This window comes from Nonomuraea deserti, from assembly GCF_004348685.1.
In the GTDB taxonomy this organism is placed as follows: Bacteria; Actinomycetota; Actinomycetes; order Streptosporangiales; family Streptosporangiaceae; genus Nonomuraea; species Nonomuraea deserti.
Window position 1 is genome coordinate 1 of the sequence record NZ_SMKO01000295.1, and the last position, 8,520, is coordinate 8,520.

Consider the following 8,520-nt stretch of genomic DNA (forward strand, 5'->3'; position numbering starts at 1 on the left):
CCCCTACCCGCAGCCGCCCCACCAGCCGCGGCCGGCCAACCAGGTGCTGTCGATCATCGGGTTCGTCTGCGCCGCGGTGGCCGTGCTGTTCATCCCGATCCTGTTCGGCCTCGCCGGCATCGTGCTGGGCATCGTCGGCCACACGCGCGGCGAGCCTCTGGGCAAGTGGGCCGCCGTCGCCGCCGGAGTGGGGATGATCCTGGGCTTCGTGCTCGGCATCCTGGTCGTGAGCGGCACGTACGCCTGACGCCGCGCGTCGCCGGTGCCCAGGTCGTCGCGGTCCCGCGCGCGTCCCACGCGCCGTGAGATCCTGGTGGCGTGCTGTCGCCCATTGACGTGCTGCGCGAGCAGATCATCGCCCATCTGGCCGCCTTCGACCGCAGGCAGGTGCCGCCGGTCGGCGGGGTGCGCAGGGCCGCCGTCACCGTGTGCGTGCTGGAGGACGCCGAGCGCCGCCCGTACACGATCCTGATCAAGCGGGCGCCGCACGGCCGCAACCCCGGGCAGTGGGCGCTGCCCGGCGGGCGGCTCGACGACGGCGAGCGGCCGGTTGACGCGGCGCTGCGCGAGCTGGCCGAGGAGACCGGCGTCACCGGGGTCGAGGTGGCCGGGCTGCTCGACGACTTCGTCACCGACTCGGGATTCGTGATCACGCCGGTGGTGGCGTTCGGCGGCCGGCAGGAGCCGGTGGCCGACCCGCGCGAGGTGGCCTCGGTGCACGCGGTGCCGCTGGAGCGGTTCCTGGCGCCGGGGGTGCCGCGCTGGAAGGGGAAGCTGCTGCAGATGCCGCTGGGCCCCTCGATCGTGATCCACGCGCCGACCGGGGCGATTTTGTGGCAGTTCGCGGAGGTGGCGCTGCGTGGCCGTGAGCAGCGGGTCTTCGACGTCGCGCAACCACATTGGACGCGAACGTGACCGATTCTTTGGGGCGTATGGAATATGCGTCGCCGGATGTCCGTTAGCATCGAAAGGCCGATGTGGTCTGTGTCCCCCGGGCCGCAAATTACCGCCTTCACGGAATACCGTTCGGCTGGAGCCGTGTTGTGCATCTCGCCGAGGAGGCGACCGCCACATCGGCCTTAACAGCTTTTCCAGGCGTCCCGCCCACCGGCGGGGCGCCTGCTTTATGGTGGGGTGGCCGACCGCCCGATGATCGCAGGAGAGCTCGTTGCTGTACGAAGTGGTCAAGTTCGCCGCCGCGCCGCTGGCACACGCCATGTGCCGGCCGCATGTCACCGGTGCGGCCCACGTGCCGAGGAGCGGGCCCGCGATCCTGGCCGCCAACCACCTGTCGGTGCTCGACTCGTTCCTGCTGCCGGCGCTGCTGCCGCGGCACGTGACGTTCACCGCCAAGAACGAATACTTCGACGGCAACCCGATCTCCGGGTTCTTCATGCGGCTGGGCGGGAGCCTGCCGATCGACCGCGAGAGCGCGCACGCCGCCCAGGTCATGCTCGGCGAGGCCGCCGCGCTGCTGCAGCGCGGCGAGCTGTTCGGCATCCACCCCGAGGGCACCCGCTCCCCCGACGGCCGCCTCTACCGCGGCAAGGTCGGCGTGGCCTGGCTGACGCTCAAGACGGGCGCCCCCGTGCTGCCCGTGGCGCTCAGCGGCACAGAGAAGGTGCTGCCGCCCGGGGCCAGCGTGCCGAGGCCCGCGCGGATCGGCATCGCCATCGGGGCGCCCATGCGCTTCGACGGCGACCACACGAAGGCACGCGACCGCCGCCGGGTGACCGATGACATCATGGCGGCCATCCAGAAGCTGTCAGGGCAGGAATACGTGCCGGCCTACGCGTCGAGCCTCAAGGCCGCCGCCAACGGCACACCATGAGCCGGGCCGTCCGGCGTCAATGACGAGGGGGCTGATCAGTGGCGCGGGGTCGTACGATCGCGATCGTGTCCGTCGCCGCCGTGCTCGCGGTGGGGGCCGCGGGCGGCGGCGCCTACTACGTGCTGCACACCAGGGGCACGCCCGCCGAGACGGCGCAGCGCTTCGCCGCGGCGTGGCAGGCGGGTGACAAGGCCGCCATGGCGGCCGAGCTGGCGACACCGCAGCAGTTCACCGCGTACGACCAGCAACGCGAGGCGCTCGCGGTGGAGTCGACCGTGATCCGGCTGGGCCAGGTCACCGAGGGCGACGACCGGGCCAGCGCCCCCTACACCGCCTCCCTGACGCTGAAGGACATCGGCACCTGGGTCTACGAGGGCGAGATCGACCTCAAGGTGGCCGACCGCACCTGGAAGGTCGACTGGAAGCCCACCACGCTGCACCCGTCGATGACCGACGGGGCGTCGTTCGAGGTGAAGACCCGCTGGCCCGAGCGCGCCGAGATCACCGACGCCGAGGGCGGGCGCATCGACACCGGCACGGTCGGCGGTTCCGTGCAGCAGCTCGTCGGCTATCTCGACAAGGCCTCCAAGAAAGACGCCGCCAAGCTCGGCTCCGCCTACGAACCCGGGCAGACCATCGGGCACCACGGGCTGCAGCGGACGTTCCAGAAGCAGCTGGCCGGCACGCCGTCCACGGAGATCATGCTCGGTGGCAAGACCCTGGAGACCATCGAGGGCAAGGACGGCGAGCCCCTGCGCACGACGCTCGACCCGAAGGTGCAGGCCGCCGCGGTCGACGCGGTCAAGGACATCGAGAAGCCCGCGTCGATGGTCGCGATCAAGGCGTCGACCGGCGAGATCCTGTCCGTGGTCAACAACAAGGGCGGCTTCAACCGGGCGCTGGACGGCCGCTACCCGCCCGGCTCGACCTTCAAGGCGGTCACCGCGATCGGGCTGCTGGCGGCCGGGATGTCGGCGGAGGAGAAGGTGACGTGCCCGCAATACGTCACCGTCGGCGGGCTGAAGATCCGTAACTCCGACAAGGCGGAGTTCGGGTCGGTGTCGTTCCTCGACGCGTTCGCCCACTCGTGCAACACCACGTTCGCGCCGCTGGCCCAGCGGGAGCTGGGCGCCGACAAGCTGCTGGAGGCGGCCGAGTCCGTCGGCTTCAACCAACCGCTCAACATCGGCGTGCCGGCCACCGACGCCGGCTTCCCCAAGGCCGAGTCCGACGCCGAGCTGGCCGCGGAGTCGTTCGGGCAGGCCAGGATCACCGCGAGCCCGCTGTCGATGGCGTCGGTGGCCGCCGCCATCGCCGACGGCACGTGGCGGCCGCCGACGCTGGTGCCCGAGCTGAAGCAGAAGGCCTCCGAGCAGAAACTTCCCGAAGGGGTCAAGGACGCCCTGCACACGATGATGTCGGCCGTGGTGACCAAGGGCACCGCCGAGGCGGCCGGGCTGCCCGCCGGCACACACGGCAAGACCGGCACCGCCGAATACGGCACCGGGGAGAAGCTTGACAGCCACGCCTGGTTCATCGGGTTCAAGGACGACGTGGCGTTCGCGGTGGTCGTGGAGGGCGGTGGCGGCGGCGGGTCGGTGGCCGCCCCGGTGGCGGCCACCTTCCTCAAGGGCCTGTGAGCCGGTCTGAGGTGAGGAACTCGCGGATCTCGGCGGCCACCCGGTCCGGCCGCCCGTGCCGGGCGGCGTTGCAGGTGGCGCTGTGGCCGAGACCCGCCATCTCCATCCGGCGGGCGCGCGGCAGCACGCGCTCCAGCGCGTCGAGCGCCGTACGCAGGTAGGCCGGGCTTCTGGCGCCGCCGAGCAGCAGCACCTCGGCGTCCACCGGCCGGTAGGCCACCGGATCGCCCGCCGTGGCCGTCTCGGCCACCACCTGGACGTCGTAGTGCAGCGTCGGGGCGAGCTCGTCGAACGTCGGCTCCCCGTCCGCCCCGGCCTTCTCCTGCCCCTTCTGCGCCATGACGGTGAGCCACTGCAGCACGACGCGGGGCATCATCATGAAGATCGGCGGGCCCATGCGGGTGGCCCGCATGCCGGTGACCAGCGCCGCCGTGGTGTCGCCCGCGGCGATCTCGCGGTCGAAGCGGGGCAGCCAGTCCGTCGGGTTGGAGCCGGCGATGTCCAGCGGGGGTTCGAAGAGCACGATCTTGTCGAGGGCCGAAGGGGTGAGGGCGGTGCGCAGCGCGATGATGGCGCCCGAGCTGATGCCGACGGCGTAGCGGGCGCCGGTCGCCGCCAGCAGGGCGTGGAGGTCCTCGGTCTCCCGCTCGACGCCGTAGGCGGGGCCGTACGGGCCGCTCATGCCGCGGCCCCGGCGGTCGGGCAGGTAGCAGGTGAAGTCGTCCGACAGCGCCTGGGCCAGCTCGATCTGGCTGCGGCCGACCTGCATGGTCCCGTGCAGGAGAACGAGGCCGGGGCCGTGGCCGAGCCGGTGGTAGCCGATCGTGGTGCCGTCCTTCGACGTCACGTCGCCCATGGTGGTGGTGGTCGTCATGCTGGACTCCCATTGGTGGGTTCGGTCCGTGAAGGGAGCCCGGCTATTGTTGCGAGTGCCATCTCGTGGCCGGGGTCCGCTTCGCGGATCTGCGGTGCGAGGTCTCCCGGCGGCGGTGCTGCAACACCGCCGCCGGTTTTTTCTTGGTACGTGCCGGGGCTCACTCGGCGTGGCCCGGGTTTCCTTGGTGCGTCCCGGGGCTCGCTCAGCGTGGCCCGGGTTTCCTTGGGAGGGCGCGGGGTTCGCTCCAGTGCTCCCGGGGGTCACGTGGTGCGGCCGGCCTTCCGGTGGCCGCGGCCTGGGTTGTTCAGTCGGTGCGGCCCCTCTCGGCGAGGTCCGCCACGTCGGGGGGCATCTGGCCCGTCCGGTGATAGGCGCGCCACTCCTCCAGGCCGGGGAACCTGCCTCCGCCGAGCTCCGCCAGCAGCGAGCTAACCCAGCGGGCCTGGGCCTCCCGCATCGCCAGCGCGTACTCCGACTCCAGGAGGAAGAGCCGGGGCAGCTCGCCACGCTGATGATCCAGCGCCCGGCGGTCGTCGCCGATCTGGCGTTGCAGCTCATCGAGCCGCTGCCGCAGCAGCTCCGCCACCTCGTCGGGGCCGAGACCGCCCATCACCGACAGCCCGGCCTCGAACGCCGACGGCTCCCGCTCGGGGGCCGACAGCAGCTCGCGGGTCCAGTCGTCGGCCTCCTGGCGGCCGGCGTCGGTGACGCGGTAGACGGTGCGCTCCGGCCTGGCGCCTTGCCGCCCGCTTTCCACGACCTCCAGGAGGCCGTGTTTCTCCAGGTTGCGGACCACGGTGTAGAGGGAACCCCATTTGATCGGCATGTCCTGGTCCTTGCCGCGCGCCCGCAGCACCGAGGCCATCTCGTAGGGGTGCATCGGCCGGTGGACGACCGCGGTCAGCACGGCGAGCGCCATCAGGTTTCCGACCCGCCGCCGCTTCGCCATCCCGCCCACCTCCTACTCGTCTACGAATATACGCGTACGAGTATCGGTCGTACAGACGGTCACCGTGACGAAGTCGCCTCGTCGTAGTCGAGGCCGAGCTTGGGGATCATCTCCCGCAGACATTCCTCGAAGACCGGTTCCAGGTCGGAGTAGGCGAAGCTCAGCTGGTTGAGCACCTCCATGCAGAGCAGGCCGTACAGCCTGATCCAGCACGTCAGGAAGACGTGCACGGCCTCCACCGGCATGTCCACCCCGGACGAGTCCGCGTACACGCGCAACTGCTCCGCGATGGACGGATGCAGCTCCCCCGGCGCGGGCACCGGGAACGGGCGCGCCTTCCACAGCTCGGCGACCTCCTCCAGGAAGACCTGCTCGAAATCGCGCCCGGCCAGCTCGCGCGGCGAGTCGGGCCGCCTCTCGGCGGTGTTCGGGCTGGCGAACACCCAGCCGAACTCCGCCTGATGCGTGATCGCCCAGCCGCGCATCGCCCGGCACGCCGCCAGCAGCCGGCGGCCGTGCTCGTCCGGCGGGCAGGAGTCGCGCGCCGCCTCCACCACCGCCGTGAGCTCGCGGAAGAAGTCGGCGGTCACCGCGCCGACCAGCTCGTCGTGCCCGGCGAAGTAGTGGTAGAGCGCCGGCCCGCTCATCCCCATCTCCCTGGCCACGGCGTTGATCGTCACGGCGGCCGGACCCTGCTCGATCAGCAGCTTGCGCGCGACCGCGCGGATCTCCGCCAGCGTCGCCTGCCTGACCCTGTCACGCCTGCTCGGACCCTGCGCGGCCATAGTCCACCCTCCTCAGGGACGTCGAACGGTGACATCCTAGGGCATCTATGGTTCCCTAATGGCAGTAAGGAAGCCTCTTGCCATTAAGGCTCATGCGTGGAGGCCCAGCCGTCCATGCGCAACGATCGTCTACGGCTTCGCGCGGTCGGGAGGCGTGCGGCAAGCCGTGATTCAGAAGGCCGTGGTCAGGGCGAGAGCGGCGGCGGCGTCGAGGCGGAGCACCATGATCAGGAGGGTGGCGATGAGGGTCGCGATGAGCAGCCAGCTGATCAGAATGATCACGGTCGAGCGGCGTGGTCTGCGCGTGGCGCCCGGCGGCCGCCGGGTCTTCGCCTCGCTGCGACGGACCCGCTCGTTGAACGACTCGAGCCGAGCCACGAGTCGCGGGTCGTCGTCGACGAGGTGCTGCTCGATCTCCGCCAGCATCCGCTCCTCGTCCTGCGACCAGGCCATGGGTGCACCTCCCGAACGCAAGCTCTTCAGGCGTGTTTCTGCCCAACCATGAAGATCATTAGCCCCCGCCCGACCAGGTAATTGCCACCTCTTTTCATTTGCGATCACGCTCGAATCCTTGTTCTAATCATGGGATGCGCTGGGACAACCTGCGCCTGGCCGCGCCCGGCCAGGACGATCCGGCCGTGCCGCTGTTCGCCCGCGGCGCGGTCACCCGCACGTTCGACACGCCCGAGTTCAGGGGGATGACCTTCTACGAGATCCGGGCTCGGTCCATCATCAACAAGGTGCCGGGGGCCAGCCGGGTGCCGTTCGAGTACACGATCAACCCCTACCGTGGCTGCAGCCATCGCTGCGTCTACTGCTTCGCCCGAAAGACGCACGAATATCTGGACATGGACGCCGGAGCGGACTTCGACTCGAAGATCGTGGTCAAGGTCAACGCCGCCGAGCTGGCCCGCAAGGAGCTGGCCGCACCCCGGTGGGGCGGTCACCACATCGCGATGGGCACCAACGTCGACTGCTACCAGCGGGCCGAGGGCCGCTACCGGTTGATGCGCGGCATCCTGGCCGCGCTGCGCGACGCCGCCAACCCGTTCTCCATCCTCACCAAGGGCACGCTCATCCTGCGCGACCTCGACCTTCTGACCGAGGCCGCCGGCGTGACCGACGTGAGTGCCAACATCTCGGTCGGCTTCGTCGACGCCGGGATGTGGCGGGCGGTCGAGGCGGGCACGCCCCACCCGCGGCGACGGCTGGAGACGTGCGCCACTCTCAACGACAACGGCATCGCCTGCGGCGTGCTGATGGCGCCGATCCTGCCCTACCTCACCGACTCCCCCGCCCAGCTGGAGCGCACGGTCAAGGAGATCGCCGAATCGGGCGCCACCCACATCGCGCCCATCGTGCTGCACCTGCGGCCGGGGGCGCGCGAGTGGTGGCTGGGGTGGCTCTCGCGCGAGCACCCCCGGCTGGTGCCGCGCTATCTGGAGCTCTACGGCAGAGGTGCGTACGCGCCCAAGACCTACCAGGCGCGCGTGACCGGGCTGGTCAAGGAGCTGGCCGAGCGCCACGGCGTCGGCCGCGCCACCCCTGCCATGGCCCGCCGCGTCCCGCCCCGCCGCCCAGCCGGCCCGGCCGAGCCCGAGCAGCTCCGCCTCCTGTGATCAGCGCCCACACCTTGCACACCGTCGTGGTCGCCGTCCAGGGCCAGGGCGCCGGCCGGGCCGGAGCGCCGCCGGCCGGGTGAAGGGGAGGCGGCGTGCGCGCGGGGCGGAGGGCCGCCGCGGTCAGCGCCCGGACGGTCCCAGATGGGCGCGCTCTCCCTGCGGGCCGACCGACTTCCGCGGCCGTACCCCGATCGTGTTGTCGGAGGCGCTGCGCCTGGCGGGCACGACGGTGTACGAGCCGTGCCACCGCTTCGAGGCGGAGGTGCCGCTGGAGTCGTTCGGCGGGGTCACCGGGAAGCTGGCAGTGCTGGGCGGCGTGCTGCGCGACGCCCGAAGGCAGGACGACACGTGGGTGCTGGCGGGGCAGATCCCGGCGGTCGCGGTGCACCGGGCCGAGCAGCGGCTGCCCGGTCTGACGCGCGGCGAGGGCGTGTGGTGGTCGGAGCCGCCGGGCGACCGTCCCATCCGATAGGCGGTATGTCGGATTTCTTCGTTAGTTGGGTATTAACGCACGTGGTGCACCAATAGGGGTGCACCACGTCCGTACACGGGGGGATTCCCATGGCTGACACGAAGAAGAAACCCGCGGCCAAGACCGGCAAGTCGAAGAAGCAGGCCATCAAGACGAGCAGGCAGGCCAAGGAGACGAAGAAGGAGACCAGGAAGGCCCCGGACGAGGGGTGACCCTGGCCGGACGGCGGGCGGTCAGGGGCACCCGCTCGCCAGGCCGGACACCTTGACCGGACAGCCGAGGGAATAACGCCTCGGCTGTCCCGTCGATCGAAAGCCACAGGGCCGGGACAGCAGGGCCGGGAC

At 70.9% G+C, this 8,520-nt stretch carries 11 protein-coding genes; 7 read left to right on the forward strand and 4 right to left on the reverse strand.

All coding sequences use genetic code 11. The features are described 5' to 3' along the window. The 4 genes from E1292_RS47985 to E1292_RS48000 all read left to right on the forward strand — a co-directional run. The coding region (locus E1292_RS47985) for a hypothetical protein (RefSeq protein ID WP_220447426.1) at positions 1-247 on the forward strand (247 nt) is incomplete at its 5' end. Between the two features lie 71 nt (positions 248-318). Next, a complete protein-coding gene (locus E1292_RS47990; protein ID WP_132606476.1) occupies positions 319-915 on the forward strand; it encodes an NUDIX hydrolase in 597 nt (198 codons plus the stop codon). 253 nt (positions 916-1,168) lie between these two features. Further along, positions 1,169-1,831: a lysophospholipid acyltransferase family protein gene (locus E1292_RS47995; RefSeq protein ID WP_246090941.1), complete on the forward strand. Its 663-nt coding sequence runs from the start codon at positions 1,169-1,171 to the stop codon at positions 1,829-1,831. Positions 1,832-1,896: 65 nt separating this feature from the next. Further along, entirely contained in the window at positions 1,897-3,471 is a 1,575-nt protein-coding gene (locus E1292_RS48000) for a penicillin-binding transpeptidase domain-containing protein (protein ID WP_246090943.1), read from the forward strand. Here the strand turns inward: E1292_RS48000 and E1292_RS48005 are convergent. From E1292_RS48005 to E1292_RS48020, 4 genes are all read right to left on the reverse strand, one after another. After that, on the reverse strand, positions 3,458-4,345 hold the full coding sequence (locus E1292_RS48005) for an alpha/beta fold hydrolase (protein ID WP_132606478.1): 888 nt from the start codon (positions 4,343-4,345) through the stop codon (positions 3,458-3,460). The two genes, E1292_RS48000 and E1292_RS48005, sit on opposite strands and share 14 nt — an antisense overlap. Positions 4,346-4,652: 307 nt before the next feature. After that, a complete protein-coding gene (locus E1292_RS48010; protein ID WP_132606479.1) occupies positions 4,653-5,297 on the reverse strand; it encodes a PadR family transcriptional regulator in 645 nt (214 codons plus the stop codon). Positions 5,298-5,356: 59 nt separating this feature from the next. Next, entirely contained in the window at positions 5,357-6,082 is a 726-nt protein-coding gene (locus E1292_RS48015) for a TetR/AcrR family transcriptional regulator (RefSeq protein ID WP_132606480.1), read from the reverse strand. Between the two features lie 171 nt (positions 6,083-6,253). After that, positions 6,254-6,535 (reverse strand): DUF3040 domain-containing protein, encoded by a 282-nt coding sequence (locus E1292_RS48020; RefSeq protein WP_132606481.1) that lies wholly within the window; start codon positions 6,533-6,535, stop codon positions 6,254-6,256. Between the two features lie 134 nt (positions 6,536-6,669). Between E1292_RS48020 and E1292_RS48025 the strand changes: the two genes are divergently transcribed. From E1292_RS48025 to E1292_RS55340, 3 genes are all read left to right on the forward strand, one after another. Further along, complete coding sequence (locus E1292_RS48025) at positions 6,670-7,701, forward strand: Rv2578c family radical SAM protein (RefSeq protein WP_132606482.1); 1,032 nt, start codon at positions 6,670-6,672, stop codon at positions 7,699-7,701. 199 nt (positions 7,702-7,900) lie between these two features. Next, complete coding sequence (locus E1292_RS52030; RefSeq protein WP_165975140.1) at positions 7,901-8,176, forward strand: hypothetical protein; 276 nt, start codon at positions 7,901-7,903, stop codon at positions 8,174-8,176. Positions 8,177-8,265: 89 nt separating this feature from the next. Then, the gene (locus tag E1292_RS55340; RefSeq protein ID WP_281284160.1) at positions 8,266-8,388 is read left to right on the forward strand and encodes a hypothetical protein; all 123 of its coding nucleotides are present in this window, start codon (positions 8,266-8,268) and stop codon (positions 8,386-8,388) included. Positions 8,389-8,520: the final 132 nt, after the last annotated feature.

Bases quoted from the DNA above. Each gene is read 5' to 3' on its own strand.
- E1292_RS48025 (WP_132606482.1), top strand. From the start codon at position 6,670: ATGCGCTGGGACAACCTGCGCCTGGCCGCGCCCGGCCAGGACGATCCG.
- E1292_RS48020 (WP_132606481.1), bottom strand. From the start codon at position 6,535: ATGGCCTGGTCGCAGGACGAGGAGCGGATGCTGGCGGAGATCGAGCAG.
- E1292_RS48015 (WP_132606480.1), bottom strand. From the start codon at position 6,082: ATGGCCGCGCAGGGTCCGAGCAGGCGTGACAGGGTCAGGCAGGCGACG.
- E1292_RS48010 (WP_132606479.1), bottom strand. From the start codon at position 5,297: ATGGCGAAGCGGCGGCGGGTCGGAAACCTGATGGCGCTCGCCGTGCTG.
- E1292_RS48005 (WP_132606478.1), bottom strand. From the start codon at position 4,345: ATGACGACCACCACCACCATGGGCGACGTGACGTCGAAGGACGGCACC.
- E1292_RS55340 (WP_281284160.1), top strand. From the start codon at position 8,266: ATGGCTGACACGAAGAAGAAACCCGCGGCCAAGACCGGCAAGTCGAAG.